The 23,980-nt window shown below is 62.8% G+C and carries 20 protein-coding genes; 6 read left to right on the top strand and 14 right to left on the bottom strand.

Going from position 1 to position 23,980, the window contains the following annotated elements; translation table 11 throughout:
* Position 1 precedes the first annotated feature (1 nt).
* Together ACZYYX_RS17690 and ACZYYX_RS17685 are read right to left on the bottom strand one after the other, a co-directional pair.
* On the bottom strand, positions 2 to 865 hold the full coding sequence (locus ACZYYX_RS17690; RefSeq protein WP_463815903.1) for an ABC transporter permease: 864 nt from the start codon (positions 863 to 865) through the stop codon (positions 2 to 4).
* Positions 865 to 1,608 (bottom strand): MlaE family ABC transporter permease, encoded by a 744-nt coding sequence (locus ACZYYX_RS17685; RefSeq protein WP_463815902.1) that lies wholly within the window; start codon positions 1,606 to 1,608, stop codon positions 865 to 867. The genes ACZYYX_RS17690 and ACZYYX_RS17685 overlap by 1 nt, the downstream gene beginning before the upstream one ends.
* 365 nt (positions 1,609 to 1,973) lie before the next feature.
* Between ACZYYX_RS17685 and ACZYYX_RS17680 the strand changes: the two genes are divergently transcribed.
* A complete protein-coding gene (locus ACZYYX_RS17680) occupies positions 1,974 to 3,164 on the top strand; it encodes a CaiB/BaiF CoA transferase family protein (protein ID WP_463815901.1) in 1,191 nt (396 codons plus the stop codon).
* A gap of 32 nt (positions 3,165 to 3,196) precedes the next feature.
* Here the strand turns inward: ACZYYX_RS17680 and ACZYYX_RS17675 are convergent, their stop codons facing one another.
* From ACZYYX_RS17675 to ACZYYX_RS17660, 4 genes are all read right to left on the bottom strand, one after another.
* The gene (locus ACZYYX_RS17675; RefSeq protein ID WP_463815900.1) at positions 3,197 to 4,507 is read right to left on the bottom strand and encodes a TetR/AcrR family transcriptional regulator; all 1,311 of its coding nucleotides are present in this window, start codon (positions 4,505 to 4,507) and stop codon (positions 3,197 to 3,199) included.
* A gap of 71 nt (positions 4,508 to 4,578) precedes the next feature.
* The gene (locus tag ACZYYX_RS17670; protein ID WP_463815899.1) at positions 4,579 to 5,220 is read right to left on the bottom strand and encodes a VOC family protein; all 642 of its coding nucleotides are present in this window, start codon (positions 5,218 to 5,220) and stop codon (positions 4,579 to 4,581) included.
* 139 nt (positions 5,221 to 5,359) lie between these two features.
* Positions 5,360 to 6,679: a winged helix-turn-helix domain-containing protein gene (locus ACZYYX_RS17665; RefSeq protein WP_463815898.1), complete on the bottom strand. Its 1,320-nt coding sequence runs from the start codon at positions 6,677 to 6,679 to the stop codon at positions 5,360 to 5,362.
* Between the two features lie 756 nt (positions 6,680 to 7,435).
* On the bottom strand, positions 7,436 to 8,611 hold the full coding sequence (locus ACZYYX_RS17660; protein ID WP_463815897.1) for an amidohydrolase family protein: 1,176 nt from the start codon (positions 8,609 to 8,611) through the stop codon (positions 7,436 to 7,438).
* A gap of 118 nt (positions 8,612 to 8,729) precedes the next feature.
* Between ACZYYX_RS17660 and ACZYYX_RS17655 the strand changes: the two genes are divergently transcribed.
* Positions 8,730 to 9,044 (top strand): acyl-CoA synthetase, encoded by a 315-nt coding sequence (locus ACZYYX_RS17655; protein ID WP_463815896.1) that lies wholly within the window; start codon positions 8,730 to 8,732, stop codon positions 9,042 to 9,044.
* A gap of 170 nt (positions 9,045 to 9,214) precedes the next feature.
* Here ACZYYX_RS17655 and ACZYYX_RS17650 read toward each other — a convergent pair whose 3' ends face one another.
* On the bottom strand, positions 9,215 to 10,408 hold the full coding sequence (locus ACZYYX_RS17650) for a thiolase family protein (RefSeq protein WP_463815895.1): 1,194 nt from the start codon (positions 10,406 to 10,408) through the stop codon (positions 9,215 to 9,217).
* A 514-nt stretch (positions 10,409 to 10,922) separates the two neighbouring features.
* Here ACZYYX_RS17650 and ACZYYX_RS17645 point away from each other — a divergent pair.
* The 3 genes from ACZYYX_RS17645 to ACZYYX_RS17635 all read left to right on the top strand — a co-directional run bounded on the left by ACZYYX_RS17645 (position 10,923) and on the right by ACZYYX_RS17635 (position 14,549).
* Entirely contained in the window at positions 10,923 to 12,419 is a 1,497-nt protein-coding gene (locus ACZYYX_RS17645) for an aldehyde dehydrogenase family protein (protein ID WP_463815894.1), read from the top strand.
* 38 nt (positions 12,420 to 12,457) lie between these two features.
* On the top strand, positions 12,458 to 13,309 hold the full coding sequence (locus ACZYYX_RS17640) for a mycofactocin-coupled SDR family oxidoreductase (protein ID WP_463816489.1): 852 nt from the start codon (positions 12,458 to 12,460) through the stop codon (positions 13,307 to 13,309).
* A 97-nt stretch (positions 13,310 to 13,406) separates the two neighbouring features.
* Positions 13,407 to 14,549, top strand: a complete 1,143-nt coding sequence (locus ACZYYX_RS17635) for an acyl-CoA dehydrogenase family protein (RefSeq protein ID WP_463815893.1) — start codon at positions 13,407 to 13,409, stop codon at positions 14,547 to 14,549.
* Between the two features lie 56 nt (positions 14,550 to 14,605).
* Here ACZYYX_RS17635 and ACZYYX_RS17630 read toward each other — a convergent pair whose 3' ends face one another.
* From ACZYYX_RS17630 to ACZYYX_RS17615, 4 genes are all read right to left on the bottom strand, one after another.
* Positions 14,606 to 15,517, bottom strand: coding sequence for an LLM class F420-dependent oxidoreductase (locus ACZYYX_RS17630; RefSeq protein ID WP_463815892.1), 912 nt, complete (start codon positions 15,515 to 15,517; stop codon positions 14,606 to 14,608).
* 14 nt (positions 15,518 to 15,531) lie between these two features.
* The gene (locus tag ACZYYX_RS17625; RefSeq protein ID WP_463815891.1) at positions 15,532 to 16,044 is read right to left on the bottom strand and encodes a cupin domain-containing protein; all 513 of its coding nucleotides are present in this window, start codon (positions 16,042 to 16,044) and stop codon (positions 15,532 to 15,534) included.
* Positions 16,045 to 16,077: 33 nt separating this feature from the next.
* Positions 16,078 to 18,309 carry a transketolase-like TK C-terminal-containing protein gene (locus tag ACZYYX_RS17620; protein ID WP_463815890.1) on the bottom strand — a complete coding sequence of 744 codons (2,232 nt, stop codon included), beginning with the start codon at positions 18,307 to 18,309 and terminating at the stop codon, positions 16,078 to 16,080.
* Positions 18,310 to 18,460: 151 nt separating this feature from the next.
* Positions 18,461 to 19,609 (bottom strand): alpha/beta hydrolase, encoded by a 1,149-nt coding sequence (locus ACZYYX_RS17615; RefSeq protein ID WP_463815889.1) that lies wholly within the window; start codon positions 19,607 to 19,609, stop codon positions 18,461 to 18,463.
* 127 nt (positions 19,610 to 19,736) lie between these two features.
* Between ACZYYX_RS17615 and ACZYYX_RS17610 the strand changes: the two genes are divergently transcribed.
* A complete protein-coding gene (locus ACZYYX_RS17610) occupies positions 19,737 to 20,927 on the top strand; it encodes a thiolase family protein (protein WP_463815888.1) in 1,191 nt (396 codons plus the stop codon).
* A gap of 346 nt (positions 20,928 to 21,273) precedes the next feature.
* Here ACZYYX_RS17610 and ACZYYX_RS17605 read toward each other — a convergent pair whose 3' ends face one another.
* Genes ACZYYX_RS17605 through ACZYYX_RS17595 form a run of 3 tightly spaced genes read right to left on the bottom strand, consistent with a single transcriptional unit; the run spans position 21,274 to position 23,974 of the window.
* Positions 21,274 to 22,119: an alpha/beta fold hydrolase gene (locus ACZYYX_RS17605; RefSeq protein ID WP_463815887.1), complete on the bottom strand. Its 846-nt coding sequence runs from the start codon at positions 22,117 to 22,119 to the stop codon at positions 21,274 to 21,276.
* A gap of 19 nt (positions 22,120 to 22,138) precedes the next feature.
* Positions 22,139 to 22,441: a hypothetical protein gene (locus ACZYYX_RS17600; RefSeq protein ID WP_463815886.1), complete on the bottom strand. Its 303-nt coding sequence runs from the start codon at positions 22,439 to 22,441 to the stop codon at positions 22,139 to 22,141.
* A 15-nt stretch (positions 22,442 to 22,456) separates the two neighbouring features.
* The gene (locus tag ACZYYX_RS17595) at positions 22,457 to 23,974 is read right to left on the bottom strand and encodes a class I adenylate-forming enzyme family protein (protein WP_463815885.1); all 1,518 of its coding nucleotides are present in this window, start codon (positions 23,972 to 23,974) and stop codon (positions 22,457 to 22,459) included.
* Positions 23,975 to 23,980 lie beyond the last annotated feature (6 nt).

Below are 23,980 nucleotides of genomic sequence, written 5' to 3'. Positions count from 1 at the left end.
GCTATGAGGCCAGATGGAAGTTGCCGGATCGCCCGTAAACGGCCAGCGAAACCAGTAGGAGCACGAAGATCGTCGACACCAACGACGCACGGACGGCTCGCCCGACCGCCTCACCAACTCCCGCCGGTCCACCGGAAGCCGTGTAGCCGTAGTAGGTATGAATGAGCATCACGACGACGGCCACCGCGATGGTCTGCACGAAGGACCACAGCAGATCCGTGGGAATCAAGAACGTGTTGAAGTAGTGGTCGTAGACGCCGCTGGACTGCCCGTAGAGCATGATCGTGCCCAGCCGCGCTGCCAGGAACGCCATCAGCGCAGCGATGCAGTACAGCGGGATGACGACGATGACGCCGGTAAGCACGCGCGTCGACGCCAGATACGCAACCGACCGAATTCCCATCACTTCCAACGCGTCGATCTCCTCCGAGATACGCATTGCGCCCAACTGTGCAGTCGCCCCCGCACCGATCGTCGCCGCCAAGGCGACGCCGGCTGTGGCCGGAGCAATGATCCTGACGTTGATGTAGGCCGAGACGAAACCCGTAAGCGCCTCCACCCCAACCCCGGAAAGCTGGTTGTAGCCCTGAACCGCAATGAGAGCGCCCGTCGAGAGCGTGAGGAAGCCGACGACGACAACCGTTCCGCCGATGAGGGCCAGGGCGCCGGTGCCCAAGCTCATTTGCGCAACGAGGCAGAGGATCTCTGCCTTGTAGTGCACTACCGCGGTGCCGATCGACCGGATGGTCAAACCATAGAACTGGGTTTGACGCCCGACGCGATTCCAGCCGACGACGAAGCCGTCGACGCTGCGGCGCAGACGCGGGTGCAGCGAGCTCGGGCTGCTGGCGAGGGTGTGCTTCATCAGAACCCGAACTGCCCAGCGGTGACCAAGAGGTTGATCACGTACAACGCCAGGAACGAGAACACGACGGTCTCATTGACCGCCGTACCGACGCCGGCTGGGCCTCCCCCCGCCGAGATTCCCTTGTAACAGCCGATGAGTCCGGCCGCAAGGCCGAACAGACCCGCCTTGAGCAACAGGATGAAGACGTCTTCGGCGCTGGTCAGCACCGTGAGCCCGGCCACGTAATAGCCTGCTGTGACGCCCTGCACGAAGACCGAGAAGAAGAACGACCCGATCAGGGTCGCCAGCGATACGACCGCCGACAGCAGTACCGCCACCAGGCTGGCGGCCAGCACCCGAGGCACGACCAGAGTCTGGATCGGGTCGACGCCCATTACCCGCAGCGCATCTAATTCGTCGCGGATCGTCCGGGCACCCAGATCCGCACAAATGGCCGTCGCACCCGCACCGGCGACGACGAGCACCGTCACGATGGGGCCAAGTTGCGCCATCGCAAGGCCGGCACCGGTACCAGCGGCGTCTGCGGCGCCAAAGTCCAGCAGGAGTACGTTCAGGGTGAATGCGGTGAGCACCGTGAACGGCACCGCGAGCAGCAAGGCTGGCATGACCGATACGCGGGCGACGAACCAGCACTGCAACCAGAACTCGCGCCAGGAGAACGGCCGTCGCGGAATCGCCACCAACGTGTCAAGTGCCATCGCATAGAATTCGCCGACGCCACGCAGCGGCTTCATCGCCATGTTCGGTATCGGCATCTCAGATGTCCAAGCGTTTGGTAACAGACGGCATCGAATTCAAAGCCTCTCGTCGGAAACGGATTTCGATGACGTCGGCGCCTCGCGATCTCATCGGCGCACCTCCCACTTCGGGTTCCGTTGTGTAACCCGCTCCAGCAACGCCTGGATACTGCAACCCCCGGTGGCCGTGCCGGCCCTCGCTGCCCAGAGCTGTCACGCATCAACGTAAGCCAATGAAGATGTCCATTGGATGTCGACGAATTGCCCTCGCGGTGACCGGGATACACGCCGATCTACACGCAGGTGACATCAGCGCGGTTCTAGCATTCAGAAGCTTCGATCAGTCGGATATCAGAGAGGACCAACCCATGGCTCTGGCCCTGAGTGGAATTCGCGTGATCGACATGACGTCGACCGTGATGGGACCGTCGGCCACCCAGATGCTCGGCGATCACGGTGCCGACGTAATCAAGGTGGAGTCAGCGGTCGGGGACACCACCAGACAAGTGCCTCCGCACAAGAGTTTGGACATGGGCGTCGCGCATTTGCAGCTCAATCGCAACAAGCGCAGCGTAGTGCTCGACCTCAAAGCGGATGCCGGCCGCGATGCGATGTCGGCGCTGCTCAAGACAGCCGACGTCTTCATCTACAGCGTTCGTCCCGCCGCGATGGCTAGACTGGAACTTTCCCCGCAGCAGCTGCAAACATTGAACCCGCAGCTGATAACGGTTAGCTTGGTCGGCTTCGGCGAAGGCGGACCCTACGCCGGCCGACCAGCCTACGAAGACCTCATTCAAGGGCTCACGGCCGTACCTTCGCTACTCATGCGGACCGGTTCTGCGGAGCCGCAATACGTTCCAGTGGCGTTCAACGACCGTGCGGTCGGGCTGTACGCCGTTGCAGCAATACTCACGGCACTATTCCATCGGGCCCGCAGCGGCGAGGCGCAGCACATCGAGCTGCCGATGTTCGAGTCGATGGCTCAGTTCGTGCTGGGAGACCACATGGGGGGCAGGTCCTTCGATCCTCCGCTGGGCCCTGCGGGGTATGCCCGCACGCTCACCCCCGAGCGTCGACCGTACAAGACTGCGGACGGGTATGTCTGCGCCATCATCTACACCGACAACCATTGGCGCGCATTCGGCAAGCTGGTGGGCAAGCCACAACTAGTCGCCGAGGACGAGCGATTCGCGACGTTGAGGTCGCGGACCATATTCGCCCAGGAGACGTACTCCTTCGTCCGGGAGAACTTGACATCCAGGACGACAGCAGAGTGGCTGAAGTCGTTCGAAGAAGCCGATATTCCCGCCACACCCTTGCATACGCTAGAGACGATCTTCGACGATCCGCATCTCAACGCCACCGGGTTCTTCCAGCGCACCGAGCACCCCACCGAAGGTACCTTGGTCAGCATTCGCGGACCCGTCAACTGGTCGAAGACGCCACCCGCCATTATCACGCCTGCCCCCCGGCTCGGCGAGCACACCCGCGAGGTGCTGTCAGAGTTGGGATATTCGACCGACGAAGTAGACGAGGTTGCCGGCGCTTCTGCCGAGTAAATCGTCAACGTGGCGGATGACTGTGACGCAGACTAGCCGCCGTTGAACAGCGCGCGTTGAACGACATCCTGCATCACTGACACGATCCGCTCGTTGGAAACGTCGGCGTCCATCTCGATCAGGGCCTCGGGAAGTCGGTCCAGCATGGCGACGAACACGCCCGCAGCGACGTCGACGTCCAATTGGTATCGCCGCTGTACTCGTGCCAACATCGACCGCGCGGCCCAGTGGGCCGCCGCCATACCGTCGCGGTGCCTTCTCAACAACTGCTCATCGGTGACAACACCCTGCGCGATGGTGCGAAACACTCCGATGTAGCGGCGGCTGAATACTACGAAGTCTGAGAGCCATTGCCGTAGTTGATCATCGAGCCCGCCGACGGGATCGAGGGCTGTGAGTCGCTCGACCAGCTCGACGGCGGCCGCGTCGTACTCGCGGGCCAGCGCGCGTAAAAGAGCGGCTTTGTCGCCGAAGTATCGATAGAACGTGGCACGGCCGACACCTGCCGCGGCGGCCAAGTCATCGATGCCCGTGCCGTTGTAGCCACGCTCGGCAAACAGCCGAGCCGCAGCAGTCAATATTCGCCCGACCGTCGCACTGGCCCGAGGTCCGAGGGTGGACACGGCAGGACGATCCTCGGCCTCGATGTGCTTCACCGGCTCGCGCGAACTGGTCGGTGGAGTACGGATGCCGCCGAACGCGACGGCCGGGGTCGTCGGAAACAACATCAGCTGCATGCAGACCGCCAGCCCGTCGATGGCGTACTCCGCGTCTGGTAGTGGTACGAGGGCCTGGCAACGCAGATAGTTGAAGTGATGCACGAGATTCGTGAGTGCCAGCGCCGCCATGTCGCCCTCTTGGTCCGTCAGGCCGCTGGCGACCAAACGCTTCGACACGCGCGCACCGTAGGCGCGGTTGAATCGCGCTACCATCGCCCGAACACCGCCATCGGACGCTTCCACCTTCGTCGCCTCGACGAACATGGTGACGTAGCGGTCATAGACCCAGGCCCACGCACCGATCCACCAGTGCAGCGTTTCGAAACCTTGGACGGTGGGCCCGAGCGGTCCAAGCCGACGCACCAACCTCATCAGCTCAGAGCCACAGGTCTCCAAAAGCTCCGTGAAGATCTCTTCTTTGTTGCCGAAGTACTGGTATAGCGTCGCACGCGAGGTTTCGGCGGCGTTGGCGATCTCGTCGACCTGGGTGCCATAGAAGCCACGCTCCCCGAACAACACGAGCGCCTCGGCGACGATGCGCTGCCGGGTACGCGTGCCCTTGCTGCCTATTGCCGGATGAGTTGGCCAGTATCCCTCGCGACGCAACACCGGATTTTCTGACATCACAGACAGAATACGGGAGTGTCGTCCGGAGCGAATCCGCGACTCATCATGGAATTTCGCCGTCTTCCTGGTCACATCTCCATTGGTGTTGTCGGCTCGTGCCGCCCGGCGATGATCGCCGACAACTCGGCGCTCAACGCGGTGCCGTTCCCTGCCGCCAGCTGGGCTGCGGAGCTCTTGGCCTCGACCCACTCAGTCAACGCACGCGACGCAGCATCTGGTCGGTCGTTCCAATCCGGCACCAGCGGCGTGGTGATCTCAAGGCGAAGATCATTTACCGGGTCCTGGAAGTAAATGCTGTAGACGATGCCGTGGTCTACCGGGCCGACGATCTCGACGTCTTGCGCCAGCAGATGCCGATGCCATGCGTCTACCTCGGCAACCGAATCTACATGCAACGCCAGGTGATCGAACGTGTCGTAGGCGGCATGCGGAGGCGCTGGACGTTCGGGCAAGCCCGGAGCCTCGAAGAACGCCAACGTCGACCCGTCTCCCAGCCGGAAGAAGATGTGGAAGTAGGGAATCGCCTCGCCCGTCGACGGAATCGAGTCGTCCACCACCGCTTGGACGAACGGCATGTTCATCACGCGGGTGTAGAACTGCACCGTCGCCTCGGCGTCGGGCGTCACGCGGGCAAAGTGGTTGAGCATACGCGGCGGCGAGTCCACTACCGCGAGTGCCGCGAGGGGCGCGGGCGAATCGATCTGGGTCATCGGGTGTCCTTTACGGCTTGGGTGCGTGTTGATCGATTCGACGATAGAAGCCGGGACGTGTCATAGATATGTCTTCGGTGTAGCGGTTGGTGAGCGAAATTGGGCGTAGCGCTGTCGAATCAGTGTGCAAACCCGTGCATCAGCAGACCGCTACTACCGGCTGCTCGGCGCCCGTGAACACGGTTCCGAGAACCGCCGCGGCCGATTCCAGCACGATGCACTCCTGGCTCGTGAATGCACTGCCGTTGCGCCGGGCGAAGCCAACCTGACCCCACGCCGAATTGTGGTCGATCAGCGGCAACGACAAGTGCAAACGGCAGTCGGCTGCACGCATCAACCGAGACGATCGCCGGTACCGCGTAGCGCCGTGCGACACGTCGACGAAGCTGCGCATCTGACGGGAGGTGACGGTGTCCGATGCCAGGAAGGATTCGTCGAGCGGAAGTCCGGCGGCGACGGCATCTTCCCATTCCGCAGGCATCCCCTGTTGTACGACGAGTTGAAGCTGATCACCACCCACACCGCGAGTGAAGACAGCGGAGCCGTCGCAGACGCCTGCGTCTACCACTGCCGAGACGAGCAAGCTACACGCTTGCCGTCGGTCCTCCGCGCTGATCAACGACCTCGTCAGGCTGCGCAGCATCCGGGCCAACACCAGGGTGGTGTTCTCCTGCGGGGCGCCCGTCCTCGCAGCATCTCGGTCGTCGGCATATTCCGCTACGGGCTTGTCGAAGAGGTATCCGACTCCACGTACCAACCTGATGAAGCGCACCGTTCCCGAATCGTCGGCCAACTTCGAACGCAGCCGATTGATCTGCAGGCGAAGCGCGTTTCGCTCGTGTGTGTACTTCCAGTTCCATACTGACTTGAGGATTTCATCGTGCTTGACCGCAATCTGGGGCCTCAGCATCAACATTCTGAGTATGTCGAATTCGGTCGGCGTGAGATCTACTTCGGTGCCGTCGACGAAGGTACGCCGAGCCCACAGGTCAATCGTCAGATCTTCGGCTTCAAGAAAGCGGAGCTTGGGTTCGTTGATGCGAGCGTGGCGGACCAGGGCTTGGACGGCCGACTGGACCAGCTCCGAGCGCGACGTGGACGCCAAAACCATATCCGCTCCCACACGCAACATCGTGGCTTGCCGCTGCTCCAGCTCCGGTGACAGGACGAGCAGGGGCGCCTTGGTCACCGGACGCAACGCGGTAAGTACCTGCGTCAGCCAGCGCGCACTGTGTCCACACACCACGACCAAGCCAAAGCTCCGGATGGAGGCCAACCATTGCGCGCGCTCGGCATCGGAAGTGACGATCGGATCCCAGCCGGCACTTCCGATCTGGCGCGCAGTGTCGCTGAAATGGGCACCCGTTTCCAGGACCACGAGCGCATTGCGACCGCGCGGCGCCGCCGCGGCCTGCGTCTGCGCCTGCGCCTGCGCGGACCCTCCTTCAATGCGCCTCATCGGGGTTCCAACCCTGGACGCCGGTGTCCAAAGAATTCGCTCACGATCCCATCACTCCTGTTCGGTTCGATCTCTTGCCCGCATCGCGCTCGGGGCGAAGCCTCTCCACCCGATACGACGTCGTCATGCCTGCAAAGGCGACAGACGTACGCACGATGCGGTTCGCCGCGACTCAGATCCCAGATCCCTTTCTGACACGCAGTATCGGTTGTCTGGAAATATAGCGTGTCATTCATCACACGTCTACCAACTCACGCCGTTTTAGGATTTGCGGCGGCGGCGACAGGGAAAAGCACGGGGCGACGAGGGCCTTAGCAGGCGACTTCGCGCCGCGCCGAAACCATCAACCCGCGCGCCCCACCTGACGCGACCTCTAGGGAGGCAACCCGGCGAGGCCCGTTGACTCAACCCGGAGGTTGGCGGCGTCCCGTCCGCCCTGGACATCACGTCTCAAAAGATCCGCGTGGAAATCCGTCCGCCCCGATCGTCGGGGGCAGGCGGGGTTGCGATCAGCAGCAGGCGGGGCGGCGTGCTGGTGGATGAATGGAGGACCACCCAGCGCAGAGAGCCCGTCCAACGCCCTGGGGCCAGATCGGCATCGATGTCAGTACCGGTCGAGGAGTGACGATGTGAGCCCGCAGTGAGTGAGTCAGGTGCACGCGGCCCGCGATCAGCTTCGCCCCGATCGCAGAGGGCTTGCCAGTCCGCGTCGCAGAACCGCCGAGCAGCCGTGTTGGCCTCTGGCCAACCGCCGGTCTACGCCGAGGTCCGCGGGAAGTTCAGCATCCGCCGAGCGTTCTCCTCAACGATCAACGAGCACTCATCGTCGGGCACGTCAGCCAGAACCTCAGCGGCACGCTTGCGCGAATTCGGCCAGTTCGAGTCGCTGTGAGGAAAGTCGATCTCGAGCATTACCCGGTCGATGCCAACCTCGTGCCGATTCTTCAGTCCGTGCTCGTCGTCGATGAAACAACCCCAGAAGTGCTTGCGGAATAGTTCTGAGGGCCGGGAGTCGAAGTCGATTTGCTGGTAGTAGCGGTGCCGCTCCCATACGTAATCGGTGCGCTCGAGGATGTAAGGCACCCACCCGATACCGCCTTCGGCCAAGGAGAACTGGAGGTCTGGAAACTGTTGTAGCTTGCCGGAGAACAACAGGTCGACTGTGGTCCACATCAGATTCGTGGAGAACAGTGTGATGGCGACTGCGAAAGGCACTTCGGGCGAGACCATTTCGCCCGGAACCGGCGTGCTCGACGAAAACGAAAAACCTGGAACAAACGAGCCCGACCCGAAGTGGAGCGACACGGGGATACGCGCGTCCGAACAAACCTGCCACAGCCGATCCCAATGATCGGAGTGAAATGACGGGAGCCCCAACGGAACTGGGCTGTCCGGAAAGGAAATGGTTCGTGCGCCTTTGGCCGCCACACGTTCGGCCTCGTCGACCGCCGCGTCGATGTCCCACGTCGGCAGAATCGCCAACGGGATGTACCGATCGGGCGCGGTGGCACACCATTCGTCAATGGAGAAGTCGTTCCACGCCTTAACGCATTGCAGCGCCAAGTCCTGGTCCTTCGCCCGGTGGAAGGTGCCGCCTCCAAACCCGGGGAACGACGGGAAACACAACGCCGCCTGCACCCCGTCGAGGTCCATGTCGGCGATCCTCGCTGTCGGGTCGTAACAGCCGGGGATCATGTCCTCGTAGCGAACGGGATCCATACCCCATTCCTCCGGCGGTTTGCCAGCGACGGCATTGAGCCCGATCGTGGGAAAGATGTCTCCGTCGTAGGTCCACATGTGCTTGCCGTCGAGGTCCACGATGCGGGGTCCCCGTTCACGCAGCGCGGCCGGCAACCGGTCCTGCCACACCCGTGGGTGTTCCACCAAGTGGTCGTCTACGGACACGATCTGGTGATCGTCGAGAAGCGGCATGATGCTCCCTTCGCCCTTGGGCAAGTTGGTAATTCGACTTTCCGTCTTGATTTCTGACGGCGTATCTCGGAGGCTATAGGAGGAGCATCACATTCGTCTACGGACTGAGGAGTACTACATGTCAAGCACAGGTCGTCAGGGCGACACGTCGCGCGAAAAGTTGGACGAAGATGACCACGATCTGCTCACCTTCGTCGAAGCGAGCCAACGACTACAACTCGAGATCGCCGAGGCGGCGGCGTTGGTCGAGCGACTTGACGAGCACGAGTCCTCGACGTCCGACCTGCAGAGGGCGCGCGCGCGCCTCGACGCGCTACGGTCGGCAGCAAGACGCAACAGCGCCCAACCAATCAACGATGCCAACTTCGAGAAATTCTTCGGCTATCCCGGCACCGCCAAGCGCAATCTGCCAGGGCCGTCCAGCGTCGATTGAGCACAGTGACGTCACGCGGATGCACGCGGACCTCATTGCGACACAGAGAATTCGAGTTGATTGGGATTCGTTCAGGGTTTCCGCCTGCCCGACGCCCCCTCCGGCCTCGCCGGCAGATGGTCGGCCCGGCCAAAACCCTCCTCGCCAGTGATCCACGAGGCTGAGGCCGGTCAGCGACTGCTCAGTAACATCGACCCGGCAACTGGACCTCCGCCCACCCCCACGGCGACGACCTCGGGAGTCTTCGGGGCTTGGCGCGGTCCGCCTTCGCCCCACATTTGGACGCACGCCTCGTGCAAGAAGCCCATCCCGTGTAGGCGGCCGCCCGAAAGCTGCCCGCCGCTGGTGTTGATCGGAAGCGGGCCGTCCAGTGCGATGCGAGCTCCGTCGTCGAGGAACTGTGCCACCTTGCCGTGGTCGCAGAAACCCATGGCTTCCAACCACATAACGGTCAGGAACGAAAATCCGTCGTAGATCTGGGCCATGTCGACCTCCGCAGGGGTCAACGTCGTGTTCTCCCAGAGTGTGGCGGCCGAATCGTGGGCCGCCATGGTGGTGATGTCGGTGCGCTGGTCCCACGTCGCACGTTCGAACAGTCCCGGTCCTACCGATTCCACCGTCAGAGGGTGCCGAGGCAGGCCGTTGGCGGCGTCGCGACGGGAGACGATCACGGCAGTCGCGCCGTCGCAAGGCACGTCACAGTCGTAGAGGCACAGTGGTTCGGAAATCATCCGCGCGCCAAGGTAATCGGTCATGCTCATCGGCTCGCGATAGATCGCGTCCGGGTTCAGCCCGGCGTTGGTGCGGGCGTTGATGGCGATGCAGCCCAAATGCTCCCGGGTCAGCCCGAAGTCTGACATGTAACGCTGCGCCGGCATCGCCAGCCAATTCGCCGCCGACAAGGCACCGAACGGCGCCACCCATTCCAGGTGCGGTGGCAGCTCGCCGCCACCGAAGAGTACCGACGCCCGTCCACCGCCCGACTGCTGCGCCGCGGTGGATTCCCACACCGATCGGTAGACCACAACGTGATTGGCAAATCCCAGGGTGACTGCCATACAAGCCTCGATCACGGGGCCGATTTGGCCCGCGGTCTCCGTCGCTGAGATGAACCAGCGGGACCGCAGTCCGAGCGAGTTGCGGACTTCCTGGACAGTCGCACCGGAGAATCCGAGGTCTGGCACGCCAGGCCCGGGGTAGCTGGCGATTCCGTCGACGTCGTCGATGTCCAGACCCGCGTCCTCGATCGCCCGCAGCACCGCCTCGAGCGTGAGGTCCAACCCCGTTCGACCGAGCCTTCGGCCAACCTGCGACTTGCCTGCCCCCGTTATGACGGCCTTCCCGTCGAACGGACCTCCGCTCACGAATACGCCTCCTCTGGCGCGATGTCCGCGCCACCTCTCGATTGGGTACATCCAACCCATCGGCATCGCGTCGAAGCGATCGCGAAGGGAGTCGGGCCTTCGATGGAAGCGAAGTAAGGAATGTCGGCGCTCGCTTTCTTCGAGTCGAGGCAGCTCGACCGATGATCTGTCGTCGCGTATGCGAGGACATCGATCCGGCTGACACCGAAGCTCGGGCCCGATCGAAGCGCCGCGTCGAGCAGCAATCGGATCGCCGATTCTCCCCTGGGCTATAAGGACGCTTCGATGATGGCAGGGGACCGTCGTCGAAGTCCATGCGGCGACAGGCTTCCGACATGCCGGTGTCGTTATGGTCGCCAATGACCACCACATCGGCCTCTGCGGCCAAGCCGGGTAGTGACATACGACGCTGAGGTCCTCATCACGAGAGGCCGTCGTCCGGGCGCACGGCCACCCTCAGTGTTGAAAACAGATCGGCTTCCAAGCTGACACCTCTCCATAGAAAGGCCACGCAGTGACCGCTTCATCGATCGCAGCCAGCTCCGTCAATTTCGATCCTGAAGCGCGCCTCTACATCGGTGGCGAGTTGCGCGGGTCGTCGACGGGGCACACCGCCGACAACGTCAACCCCGCCACTGAAGAAGTCATGGGTGTGTGTTCCGACGCCAACGCCGACGACATGGAGCAGGCGATCACCGCCGCCCGCTCGGCGTTCGACACCACCGACTGGTCGACCAATCACGCATTTCGTCAGCATTGCCTACGGCAACTGCACGAAGCGCTGCAGCAGGAGAAGGAAGCCATCCGTGCTGAACTGGTCGCAGAGGTTGGCGCCCCCCTCCCCTCGACCTACATGGCTCAACTCGACTGGCCACTTGCCGACGCCGTTCGCTGGCCGGCCGAGTACATAAGCGAGTTTCCCTGGGAGCGGATGCTGGAAGAGGACGCCAAGTTGGGTGAGCCCTACCACCGTGTCGTCGTCAAGGAGCCAATGGGTGTCGTCGGCGCCATCACCGCGTGGAACTTTCCGTTCGAAATCATCAGCAACAAGATTGGCCAGATCCTGGCGACCGGCAACACCATGGTGCTGAAACCGGCCATCGAAACGCCCTGGAGCGCACTTCGGTGGGGGCGAATCATCGCTGAGCACACCGACATTCCGGCGGGTGTGGTGAATATCGTCACCACTTCCAACAACGGCGTCGCTGAACAGCTACTCACCGATCCCCGTGTCGAGATGATCTCGTTCACCGGCTCCACGGAGATCGGCCGGCTGATCCAGCGGCTCACCGCCGAAACGATGAAACCCACCCTCCTCGAGTTGGGTGGAAAATCGGCCCATCTGATTCTTGACGACGCGGACCTTCCATCGGCGCTGGCCAGTTCCCTCGCTGCCCTCACTCACTCCGGGCAGGGCTGTGCGGTGGCTGCCCGAATCCTCGTCCCACGCAAGCACTACGCGGAATCCATAGATTTCGTGACGGCAGCGGTCGCTGCGGTCGGGGTCGGCGACCCTTCCGACCCGGACAACTTTTGCGGTCCACTGATCTCTGCCAAACAACGCGAGCGCGTGCTTGCGCTCATCGAGACCGGAAAGGCGCAGGGCGCCAGGCTCACGGTGGGCGGGGCCGCACCCGTGGGCTGCGACCGCGGCTATTTCGTGGCGCCGACGGTCTTCGCCGATGTCACCCCTGACATGCGGATCTTTCAAGAGGAGATATTCGGTCCCGTACTGACGATCACGCCCTACGACGGTGGCGACGACGAAGCAGTTGAACTGGCCAACAATTCGTTGTACGGGCTGGCCGGTGCGGTCATGGGATCGACAGATCGGGCCGTAGCCGCGGCCCGCCGCATCCGGACGGCGTCCATGGCGGTCAACACCGCGATGTTCTACGGCGCGGATGCACCATTCGGCGGCTACAAGATGAGTGGTATCGGCAGACAAAACGGTACTGAAGGCTTCGAACAGCACTTGCAAACCAAGGTCATTGGCTACCCGAAGACCTGATGTCAGGCCCAACGTCAACCCGTATGGAAGGCAATTTGATGGGACGAGTACAGGACAAAGTGGTCTTGATCACCGGTGGCGCTCGCGGCCAGGGCCGCAGCCACGCGGTCAAATTGGCCGAGGAGGGTGCGGATGTCATCCTCTTCGACATTTGTCGTGACATCGAGGTCAACGAATACCCCTTGGCGACTCCGTTCGATCTCGAAGAGGCCGGTCTCGAGGTGGAGAAGACCGGGCGGAGGGCCTACACCGCAGAGGTCGACGTCCGCGATCGTGCCGCGATGGCCGACGAACTCGCCAGCGCTGTAGCCGAATTCGGCAAGCTCGACGTCGTGATCGCCAACGCGGGCATTTGCCCGCTCGGTGCAGACCTTCCGATTCAGGCCTTCGTCGACGCCTTTGACGTCGACTTCATCGGCGTCGTCAACACTGTCCACGCCGCGTTGCCGTACCTGAAGTCGGGCGCGTCGATCATCACCACCGGTTCGGTCGCCGGGCTCGTCGCAGCGTCTCAACCGCCGGGGACAGGAGGTCCACAAGGACCAGGCGGAGCGGGCTACAGCTACGCCAAGCAGCTGGTGGATTCGTACACTCTTGCGCTGGCAGCGCAATTGGCTCCGCACTCGATTCGTGCCAACGTCGTGCACCCGACGAACGTCAACACCGCGATGCTGAACAACGATCCCATGTACCGACAGTTCCGCCCGGACATGCAGGCGCCCACCCGCGACGATGCACTTCTGGCGTTTCCCGTCATGCATGCGTTGCCCACACCGTATGTCGAACCATCGGACATCTCCAATGCCGTGTGTTTTCTCGCCTCCGACGAGTCCCGCTTCGTGACGGGCTTGCAGCTCAAGGTCGATGCCGGCGCAATGCTGAAATTTTGAGCGAGGACCTTCGGATGGATCACCGCGCTGAGCACCTGGGCGCGGCCCAGGACACACACGAGATCAGAAGCGACGACGGTAGAGGAAGTGAAGGAAGATGAAACGGCTTGTCCTGGAATCCGAGCACGAGGCATTCCGCGATTCGGTGCGCGACTTCATCGAGCGTGAACTGGAGCCGAACGCCGAGAAGTGGGAGGCTGACCGGTTGGTCGACCGCTCCGCTTGGGTCGCCGCGGGAAAGTACGGACTCATCGGATTCAACATGCCAGAGGAGTACGGCGGCGGCGGTGTGAACGACTTTCGGTTCAACGCAGTCATAGACGAGGAAATTGCCCGCTACGGCGGTCCCGCGCCGGCTCTCAGCCTGCAGAATGACGTTGTGGGCCCGTACTTTTCATCGTTGTGTGACCACGAACAGAAAGAACGCTGGCTGCCTGGCATAATCAGCGGCGAATTGATCGTCGCGCTCGGAATGACCGAGCCCGGCGCCGGCAGCGACGTAGCAGGCATGCGCACGTCGGCCGTGCGCGACGGTGACGATTGGGTCCTCAACGGCGCCAAGACATTCATCTCGTCGGGCATCAACTGCGATCTCATCGTGGTGGTTTGCCGCACCGATCCGGACGCCGGGCACAAGGGATTCTCACTACTGGTGGTCGAATCCGGCATGGAGGGATTCACCAGGGGGCGCAAGCTCGACAAGATGGGCCTGCATTATCAGGACACCGCCGAACTGAACTTCGACAACGTCCGCGTGCCGTCGACCAATGTGTTGGGCACTGAAGGTCGAGGGTTTTATCAGCTGATGCACAATTTGCCCTCGGAGCGGCTGTCCATCGCCATCTCGGCGATCGCGGGCGCTCGAGAGACGTGGCGCCAGACCTTGCAATACGCCAAGGACCGCAGGGCTTTTGGTCAATCCATCGGGAGTTTTCAGCATAATCGGTTCTTGCTCGCTGAGATGGACACCGAACTCGAGATCGGCGAGCAGTACGTCGATCGCTGTCTGCGTGCGGTCATCGACGGCGAGCTGACGGCTATCGAGGCAGCCAAGGCCAAGTGGTGGTGTACCGAAACTGCCAAGAAGGTGATCGACGGTTGCGTGCAACTGCACGGAGGTTACGGCTACATGACCGAGTATCGGGTGGCGCGCGACTACATGGACAACCGCATCTTGACGATCTTCGGCGGCACCACCGAGATCATGAAGGACATCATCGGCCGCAATCTCGGCCTGTGACGGAAGGTCCATTCATGCGACGGAAGAGGTGAGGCAGTGTCACGTCCGATACCCGCTCAACGGCGGATCAGGCGTGACGCCAGCACCTTTACGTCCGTGCAGAACTCGGTGAAGTTTTTACTCGCCGGCTCGACGGTGAGCCATGTGACGCCGGCGTCGGCGTAGGCCGCCAGCCGGGGTTCGAGGGCCGCACAGAACGCTGCGCAGTCGCCAGTGGAGAGCAAGTCGGCCTCGAACGGAACGAAGGAGACGTCTGCAGGCCCCCGACCCGCGTCTGCACGTCGGTCGTTCACCGTCGCAACCCAATCACCGAGTGTCTCGAGGTCAGTGAGTGCCCGCATGCCGGTGATCGCGGCCAACTCGCCTGACGCAGCCATCGGCATCCAGCCGTCGGCCACTTGGACGACGCGGCGTTGCGCCGCCGCACCATTGCCGCCGATCCAAATGGGAGGGCCGTTGATGCTCCTCGGTGGCGGCAGGGCGATGTGACCGCTTACCCCGAATGCAGGACCAGTGTGGTCCACACCGGCCCAGGTCGCTTTCCATGCACTGATCGCCTCATCCAGCAGAGCACCGCGGCGATCGAAATCTGCTCCCAACGCTGCAAATTCAGATTCGAGGTAGCCAGGACCGGTACCAAGCGTGAAGCGCCCCCCTGACAACAGGTCGAGACTTGCGGCCCCCTTCGCCGCAAGGTATGGGCTGCGATATCCGGACACCAGAAGGTACGTGATCAACCGGATGCGGGTCGTCGCAGCAGCGGCGAAACTCAGCGAAACAAAGGGATCGAACGCGTGGTGCCCGCCGCGGGCCAGCCAGCCCTTATCCGGATACGGGTGTTCTGACATCGAAAATGCGTCAAAACCCACCTCTTCCAGGACTTTCGCGACGTCGGCGATGCCCGCTCCACCACACCATCGATTCCAGTGTTTGACGGCCCGCATTGGGAACAGCAGGTTGTAGCGCACGACGCTCCCCTATCTCACTTGTTCTCTCGCGGCGTACGCCATCGAGTGACGGATGACGTGACGTCGGCACTGAGTTTCGCGAGCATCCACGGTGGCAACCGTTCGGGCATGGGCAGCGGGACATTTCGTGCCCCTCGCGCGTTGAGCAGCGCGTCGTAGGCTGCCGTGTCACCGCTGAACGCCTGGCCCTCGCCGGCGACGAACCCGTACAATTCGCATCCCTGTGCGCCGGCCTCCCAGGGCCCGAACACATCACCCCATTCGAGCATGATGTGTGTTCCAGCGCGTGCCACGACGTCGCCGCAACGGAGCTCCCCCGCCAGTATGAAATTGCTGTGATCGCCCATGTGCCCATGTCGAGGCGAGATGGCGCCGGGATCCCATCTGTTCCAGAACGCAATGTACCTGGGCGACAGTTCAATCCACTTTTCCCAAATCGATGCGGTACGGCCATCGGCGAATTCGTAACGCAGCATCTCCTCGGCTGGTACGTCATCGAGGTGCTTGATCGACGGTTCGCCCCTCATACACTGGTTCCCTCCACTTTGGCCGGTGCTGGTTCAATCGGTCAGGTCGAGCGCGGCGCGCACGATGCTGCCCGTGTCGATGCCGTGCCAGCTGAAGACCTCCTCGAGCGAGCCGGACTGACCGAACTCACTTACTCCTAGCGACCTGCCCGACACCTTGTTGATCGACGGTAGAAAGGCCAACGTGTGCGGATGTCCGTCGAGAACGGTGACCATGGGCGCGGCACGCTCGGCCGGAAAGACCTGATCGAGGATCCAACTAGGCGAGTCGCTGCGGCCACGGCGCCCCTGCATCGCCTCGAAGAGCAGACCCGCGCTGGTCACGCAGATTACCTCCACGGCGATTCCCATGTGGGCCAATCGGTCCGCGGCCTCAAGCCCTTCGGTGGCCAGAGCGCCTACGACGGCAATCGTCACCGCCGGCTGCGGACATGGACGCAGCGCATAGGCGCCAGCGATCACTTGGCGCCTGCGTCGTTCGACGGCCGCCGGATCATTTGGAAGCGCGCACAGTTCTTGCCGAACCGGTCGGGTGGACAGTCGAAGGTACGCCGAGCGCCCATCGGCGCGGCCCAGCCGTGACAGACAATGCAGCAATATCCACTCGACCTCGACGGCGAATGCCGGTTCATACGCCGTACAGCCGGGTTGCTCGATGCCGATCGACGGCGTCTTGATCGATTGGTGCGCCCCACCCTCGGCCGACAAGGTAACCCCTGCAGGTGTACCGACGAGAATGGACTGGCCTCCCGCGTAGATGCCGAAAGACCATGGCTCCAACGCGCGCTCGACGAACGGGTCATAGACGACGCCGATGGGAAACAAGGGCTGCCCCCAGCGACTCCACGTCGCACCAAGCTCACCCAGCAAGCCGACGAGGTTGGTCTCGGCAATGCCGAGCTCGATGTGCTGACCGTTGGGCCGCTCGCGCCAATGCATGACGGTCTCGTTGTCGTCGTGAAACCAGTTGAGACGGTCGCTAGGAGACCAGACACCAACCTTGTTCAGCCAACCGGCGAGATTGGTGGTGGAGGTGACATCGGGGCTGACCGTGACCACCCTCCTCGCGATCTCGGGAGCCTCCCGCGACAGGTCCAACAACGTGCGACCCAGCGCGGCCTGGGTAGTTGTGAAGGGCAATGGTTTTCGTCCCAGTGCGACGGGAACCACCGGGGCGACGACGGGTTCGACAGGAGCGCGATGAAGACGCATTGCGGCGGCTTGGCAGATGTGTGCGGCCGGCGAGTCGGAAGCGGGCCTGACCCACGGCCGCGCCGGATCCTTGCCCAACCGTGTCGCAAGCTCATCGAACTGTTCGGCGCTCAGCAACGACGAGTGATTCTGTGGATGCCCCTGGATTGGCAGACGATGGCCCTTTATCGTGTAAGCGATGATGGCCGTCGGCCGGGTGTCGTCGATCTGGGCAAACACTTCTCGTAACGAGCGCAGGTCGTGCCCGCCGAGGTTCGCGAACGTCCGGACCAGTGCATCGTCATCGAGTTCGGCGATCAATGCCGCGATGGCTGCGGCATGGGGGCCCTCACCGGGCAAGCGTGAACGCAGCTCTTCAGCTGAGCAGCGTAAGAGGCGTTGGTATTCGGAGTTTGGCATGTCCAGGATCCGCTGTTGCAGCGATTCACCGCCCGGTCGCTCGAACAGCGCCTCAAGGAGCTTGCCGAACTTCAGCTCGATGACCTGCCAGCCGTTTGCCGAGAACATCGACGCCATCCGAGCGGCTGCGATGTTGGGCACGATGCGGTCGAGTGACTGACGATTCATGTCGACGATCCATACGATCTCACCGAGTTCGCTAACAGAAGGATCGAGGACCGCCTCCCACACCGCACCTTCATCCAGTTCCGCGTCACCGACAAGGGAGTACTGCCTGCCCCCTGCGGCGCCGCCGAATGCGGTGTCCACGTAGCGGCGCGCGATCGCACCCCAAATCGGCGCGGTCGCCCCGATTCCAACCGATCCGGTCGAGTAATCGACCGGATCGGGGTCCTTGGTTCGACTGGGATAACTTTGCAGTCCGCCACGTTCGCGCAGCCGGCTCAGATAGCTCTCATCGAGAGTGCCGAGCAAGTAGTTGATACTGTGCAGCACCGGTGAGGCATGCGGCTTGACCGCCACCCGGTCACCAGCCTGCAGGTGCTCGAAGTACAGCGACGTCATGATCTCGACCATCGACGCGCAGGAAGCTTGGTGGCCTCCGACCTTCATCCCGCTGGAGTTTGGACGAATTCTGTTGGCGTGGTGAACCATTGAGGTGGCTAGCCACAGGACATGGTCAGCGATGTCCTGTAGCGCGTCAATGTCGTCTATCGGTGACGAATGTGTGGTCTGGGTGCTCAGCGTACATCGCCTTTCCATGCCGAAGAGTGAGCCAGGCGCAAAAGCGAAGGCCCACCACGTCTTAGAGCAGGTCGTGCTCGTCCAACCATGTGTGAATCTGCTTGGCCACGGTGTCGAACAGGTCGTGCTTTCCCTCGAAGTAGTGCGTCACGCCAGGCAGCTGGTGGTATTCCCAGTCGTCGTGGGTGATGTTGGAGATGAAGTCCTGCACGTGAATCGGTGGCACGGCTTCGTCGGCGGTGCCGTGCAGGATGAGGATGGGTACCGACACACTGCGCAGGTTGTGGGCGCCTCCGTTGCTGTCAGCCAGGCTCCACTGGCTCAGCCAGGACCGAAGGGAGCTGAAATGAGCCAGCGACGTCGGCATGTAATTCGAAACGTCCGGACGCCCCCACAACGTCTTGCCCACCGGGCGATCGCTGGGGTCGATCGATCCGTCGAGTGCGCGCAAGTCGGCCGTCGTCCCGTGCACGACGAAGGGCAAGTCGTTAAGCGCTCCATCGAAACGCTGATTGACCTCGGCCATCTTGGCTTTCACCCATGCGGTGATCTTCTCGGCGCGGCGTCGCTGTCCCGCTCGATAGGCGGTGACGAACTCCTCGGAGTACGGCGGGCCGTTCTCTGGGTTGAACATGTCCAGCGCCGGATCCCGATCGAACGGACGCTCCTCGTCGAGGATGGCCGGATCCAGCCACAGTGTCCGGATCAGGGCTCGGCTCGGATGGGCGTTGAGCAGGATCACTGCGTCGGCGGGCTGCAATCCCGCCGTGGTGAGGTCGACCCCGCCACCTCCCGGATAACCGGTGATCGTCGGATTCTCCGCTTGTCCCTGGAACAGCGGGGTCAGCTCGCCGCCGCCAGAGTTGCCGAGCAGCACGACGTGATCGTAGTCGCGTCGAAGATGCTTGACCGCCGCGTCGACGTCGAGCACGCAATTTTCGAGCATCAAGGTGCTGTCGTTGCCGACATAGCGAGTACACATGCCAACCGCCGCCACACCGGTCTTGGCGAGCGACTCGAGCAGGTAGTGCCCGAGAAAGTTCGACGTTGGGTGGTTGAGAAGAACCGCGGTGCGGCAGCTGGCACCGGCAACGCGTACTTCGCGTGCCCAGATCCGCCCGGACAGCCTCGCGACGCCGGAATACACATCTACGTCGCCGCTGGCGGTCATCGGGATGCCAAGCAATCGTTCGTCGAGCGAGTCGTCCATGGTCGCCAGGATCATCGCGATCGGATGTCGTTGGCGTGTCGAGAGTGATGACATCTGCGCGACATGCGGTGACCCTTAACCTTGCCCGGAATCCAGGTTCAACCCCGAGCACCAACTAGGGAGACACATGGCCAAAACCACGTCCCGCGCAGCCATCGTGGCCGCTGCCCGTACGCCGATCGGAACGGCACGCAAGGGCACGTTGGCGAACATGCCGGCGACCGAGCTGGCAAAGCCAGTGGTCGCCGATGTGGTGCAGCGCTCCGGACTGGGCACAGCCGATTTCGACGACCTGGTACTCGCGGAAAGCATGCAAGGTGGCGGCGACAGCGCTCGTTACGTCGCAGTCGACCTCGGCCTGACCAACGTGCCCGGTCTAGCCGTCAACCGGCAGTGCGCGTCGAGCCTCTCGGCGATCGCCATCGGCGCAGGACAGATCGCGGCAGGCATGAGCCGGGCCGTCCTCGCAGGCGGCATGGAATCCTCCTCAACAGCACCACTATTGAGAAAACGAAAGCCCTTCAGCGGCGGCACTACAGCCGACGACTACGAAGACCCGTGGTTCCCACTGTCCCATCCATCGACAGCAGACGCGCCTGCCCTGGACATGACGATCACCGTCGGCCACAACTGCGCGGCGCAGTACGGCATTTCCCGTCAGGCCCAGGATGATTGGGCGCTGCGAAGCCATCAGCGGGCCGTCAAGGCCTCGGACGCAGGCTCATTCGTCGAAGAGATCGTGCCGATCCAGGTTCCGCAGGCCGACGGGAGCACGATCACTTTCGCCGCAGACGAGCATCCGCGCCGCAACGCCGCGCTGGAGACCCTCGCAGGACTCAAGGTGCTCCATCCCGAGATCGACGGCTTCACGATCACCGCGGGCAATTCGTCCGGGGTCAACGACGCGGCCGCGGTGGTGGCGCTGGCCGCCCCCGACACCACGGAAGACGTTTTGGCGCACATCCTTTCGTGGAGCGTGGTGGGCGTACCGCCCAACCGGACGGGTAGCGGTCCGATCACCGCAATTCCCAAGGCGCTCGGCCTCGCCGGCCTCACGCTTCGGGACGTCGCACTGTTCGAGATCAACGAGGCGTTCGCCGCCCAAGTGGTGGCCTGCACCCGTGAACTCGGACTCGACGAGGAAATCGTCAACGTCTACGGCTCGGGCATCAGCCTGGGCCATCCCATCGCCGCGACCGGCGCGCGGATGGTTACCTCGGCCATTTACGAACTACGCCGACGCGGCGGCGGCATCGGCGTTCTCTCGATGTGCGCAGGCGGAGGCATGGGCGCCGCGATGGTCATCGAGGTGGCCTGAGACGACTGGCTCCTCGAAAGGGCCAGTGAGACCTAAGGGCTGAGCACGACAACGAGCAACCCATGTTTTCTTTTGCCGGGTGTGCTGACCACGAAGTGGGGTGCACAGGTGCGCGATGACGCGATGACGCGATCAAAATTCCTGTTCGGGTTCACGCGTTGAACACGAACAGAATTTTTAGTCGAGAGGCTTTGACACCGGGCATCGACATGTTCTGGCGTGTCGGCCCGTCCTCAGTTGGTCATCATCCTCGACGGGAACTGGATGTCACCAGCCAAAGTCGCGCGTCAACCGACTGATTCACGCGGTTCGCGACTTCGGCGAAGCTCCACCGCCAGCGGCTGGGTCACTTGGTGGTGCGTTTGATGAATTCGGCTATAGCGCTGGCGGTTTCATCCGGCTGATCCAGCATGACATAGGTTGAGCCGTCGTCGATGGCGTGCAGCACGGCATGCGGAAACGCGCCGGCGAGCCGTTCGGCATGACTGATCGGAAATAGCTCGTCGGCATTGCCCCAGGCGAGCAGCACTGGCTTCTCCCAGGCGTTTATCGCCGGGGTGGCAGCCAGCGTATAGCGGGGGTCCAGGTCTGCGGTGAGCCCGACCGCCTCTCGCCGGACCTCGGCCGAGCTGGCGAAGCCGCCGAATATTTCGTTCCGGCGAGCCTTGTCAATGCCGTGACGGGTGACCTTCGATGCGAACATGTCCAGGCCTGGCTTGGTCGCCAAAAGCCGCAAGACCCCTGCGCCGAGTGTCGTGTTGAATCTGCATAGCCGCGCGAGGGGGGCGAAGCCGGAGGGCGGGAAGTGCTCGAAACTGTCACAGTTGGTGAACACCAGCCGCGACACCCTGTCGAAGTCGTCCAGGTTGTTGCCCAGCGCTGCCAGCACGATACCGCCGCCGGTGTCGTTCGCCACCAACGTGACATCGGAAAGATCGAGAATCTCAAGCAGTTTGAGGATTCGTCGGCCGGCCGCCTCCACGCCAATGTCAACGCCCGCACCAACGGCCTTGCGTTGCGCGCCGAATGGCCAAGTCGGCACAATGCATCGGTATGACCTCGACAGCCGCGCTGCCACGTCGCCCCACAGCGCTCCGGTTACGTAGACGCCGTGGACGAAAACCAAAGGCGGCCCCGACCCCATGTCGTCATATTCGATTTCGACGTTGTCGACTACAACGGTGTTACTCACGGCGGAATGTCCTCTCACGTTAGTCGCTTGCCGGTAATGGTTTGGCTTCCTTCAGGGTTAGCGCCGTCGCGCCTACGCTGAGCGAGCCCGCACCGGCCTTGGTGACCAATACTTCGGCGCCGCCTGCATCGACATAGCGCTTGCCCATGGCGTTCCCATCGGCAAAAGTGGGATCGAGCTCGGGGGCGTTGGGCTGCTCAGCTCCAAGCGGAAGCATCGGGTGTCCGCCGCAGCGCAAATTGTCGAGGCTGTCGGCGGCCTTGACGACGATCACCTGCGTGTCACACACCTGGCTCTGTAGCCGGACGCCGGTTTTGATCATGATCGATTCTCCTTGTCATCTCGATGGGCGGCTTGGCTGCTCGCCAGCCGCGGCGAGCAGGTCGTCCAGGATCTCGCGCCGCAGCACCTTCCCGGTCGGCGTGGTCGGGACCGCTTCACGAAACACGATTCGGTCGGGCGTGCGCGACCCGCGAAGTCTCTTTCGCGCGAACGCACGCAACTCCTCGACGTTGGGCTCGGCTGAAGGCTCGGGCACGACCACGGCGACGATCAGTTGACCCCACTGGACGTCGTCGACGCCGACCACGACGACTTCGCGGACATCGGGGTGCTCGACAAGCACGTCCTCGATCTCCGAGGGCGCGATGTTCTCACCTCCGCGAATTATGGTGTCATCAGACCGGCCGCCGACGAAGAGATAGCCTTCCTCGTCGACCGACGCAACGTCTTTGGTTGAGAACCAACCTTGCGCGTCAAGCGTTGAGCCGGTTTCGGCGTACCGTCCGGAGACTTGTGGGCCGCGCACGAACAGCTCGCCGGTCTCGCATGGAGCGACCACATGGCCCTCGTCATCACGGATCTCGACCTCGATGCCTGGAACGGGGCGGCCGACGGAGCTCAACCGACGTGCCACGACGGGGTCGACGTTGTCGAGCGAATGGCGATGATCGTCTGGGGTGAGCACCGCGATCGTCGAGCTGGTCTCGGTCAATCCGTAGGCATTGACGAAGCCCACCTTCGGCAGCATTTTGAGCGCCTTGCGCACCAGCGGCTGGGCGACCTTGGATCCGCCGTAGGCAAGGTTGCGCAACGTCGGCAGCTCGGTGAATTCCTGCTCCAACACAGCGACGATGCGATCCAACATCGTCGGGACGACCGTCGCAGTTGTCACCCCCTCTGCGCGAACCAGACGCACCCAATCCCGCGCATCGAACCGGCGCTGGTACACGATCCTGCGACCGGCGTAGACGTTCGACAGCACCGCGCCTACACCGGCGATGTGGTAGGGCGGGACGCATACCAATGCGGCATCGGTGGGATCGGCGGAACCGAATTCGACGGTGCCGGTGACATAGCTGGTCAGATTGTTGTGCGTCAGCTCAACGGCTTTGGGTTGTGACGTGGTGCCGGAGGTGAACAGCACGATCGCGACATCGTCGGGATCGGCGAACACGTCAGCAGGCTCCGCCGATCGCGCAGCTGCGATGAAGTCATCGGAGTTCATCACCGGCTGGGCCCAGCCGGCCACGATGTCGCGATAGTCGCCGTCCACCACGACCAGCGGATCGCGCAGCCGCTCGACGAGCTGACGCAGGCCGTCGACGCTCAGACGATAGTTCAACGGCGTGAACGGTACGTTCGCCCGAGCCGAGGAAAAGATCAGCAGCGGGAGCATCGCTCCCCCGGTGCCCACATAGACGACGTGCGACACCCCAGCCTTCGCCACCACACCCGATCCACCGTCCGCAAGCATGCTCAGCTCGTCGGCACTCAACCGAATATCGTCGTCGACCAACGCAACACGGCCGGGACTGCCCGAGACCGCCATTTCCAGAAGTAGTGAAATGCTCACCGTGCG

The organism is Mycobacterium sp. IDUB_1, assembly GCF_055419625.1.
This window is presented reverse-complemented; position numbering and strand designations above follow the sequence as displayed.

Excerpts from the sequence above, each read along its gene's own strand:
- ACZYYX_RS17690 (WP_463815903.1), bottom strand. The coding sequence starts at position 865 with ATGAAGCACACCCTCGCCAGCAGCCCGAGCTCGCTGCACCCGCGTCTG.
- ACZYYX_RS17685 (WP_463815902.1), bottom strand. The coding sequence starts at position 1,608 with ATGGCGATGAAGCCGCTGCGTGGCGTCGGCGAATTCTATGCGATGGCA.
- ACZYYX_RS17680 (WP_463815901.1), top strand. The coding sequence starts at position 1,974 with ATGGCTCTGGCCCTGAGTGGAATTCGCGTGATCGACATGACGTCGACC.
- ACZYYX_RS17675 (WP_463815900.1), bottom strand. The coding sequence starts at position 4,507 with ATGTCAGAAAATCCGGTGTTGCGTCGCGAGGGATACTGGCCAACTCAT.
- ACZYYX_RS17670 (WP_463815899.1), bottom strand. The coding sequence starts at position 5,220 with ATGACCCAGATCGATTCGCCCGCGCCCCTCGCGGCACTCGCGGTAGTG.
- ACZYYX_RS17665 (WP_463815898.1), bottom strand. The coding sequence starts at position 6,679 with ATGAGGCGCATTGAAGGAGGGTCCGCGCAGGCGCAGGCGCAGACGCAG.
- ACZYYX_RS17660 (WP_463815897.1), bottom strand. The coding sequence starts at position 8,611 with ATGCCGCTTCTCGACGATCACCAGATCGTGTCCGTAGACGACCACTTG.
- ACZYYX_RS17655 (WP_463815896.1), top strand. The coding sequence starts at position 8,730 with ATGTCAAGCACAGGTCGTCAGGGCGACACGTCGCGCGAAAAGTTGGAC.
- ACZYYX_RS17640 (WP_463816489.1), top strand. The coding sequence starts at position 12,458 with ATGGGACGAGTACAGGACAAAGTGGTCTTGATCACCGGTGGCGCTCGC.
- ACZYYX_RS17635 (WP_463815893.1), top strand. The coding sequence starts at position 13,407 with ATGAAACGGCTTGTCCTGGAATCCGAGCACGAGGCATTCCGCGATTCG.
- ACZYYX_RS17625 (WP_463815891.1), bottom strand. The coding sequence starts at position 16,044 with ATGAGGGGCGAACCGTCGATCAAGCACCTCGATGACGTACCAGCCGAG.
- ACZYYX_RS17620 (WP_463815890.1), bottom strand. The coding sequence starts at position 18,309 with ATGGTTCACCACGCCAACAGAATTCGTCCAAACTCCAGCGGGATGAAG.
- ACZYYX_RS17615 (WP_463815889.1), bottom strand. The coding sequence starts at position 19,609 with ATGGACGACTCGCTCGACGAACGATTGCTTGGCATCCCGATGACCGCC.
- ACZYYX_RS17610 (WP_463815888.1), top strand. The coding sequence starts at position 19,737 with ATGGCCAAAACCACGTCCCGCGCAGCCATCGTGGCCGCTGCCCGTACG.
- ACZYYX_RS17600 (WP_463815886.1), bottom strand. The coding sequence starts at position 22,441 with ATGATCAAAACCGGCGTCCGGCTACAGAGCCAGGTGTGTGACACGCAG.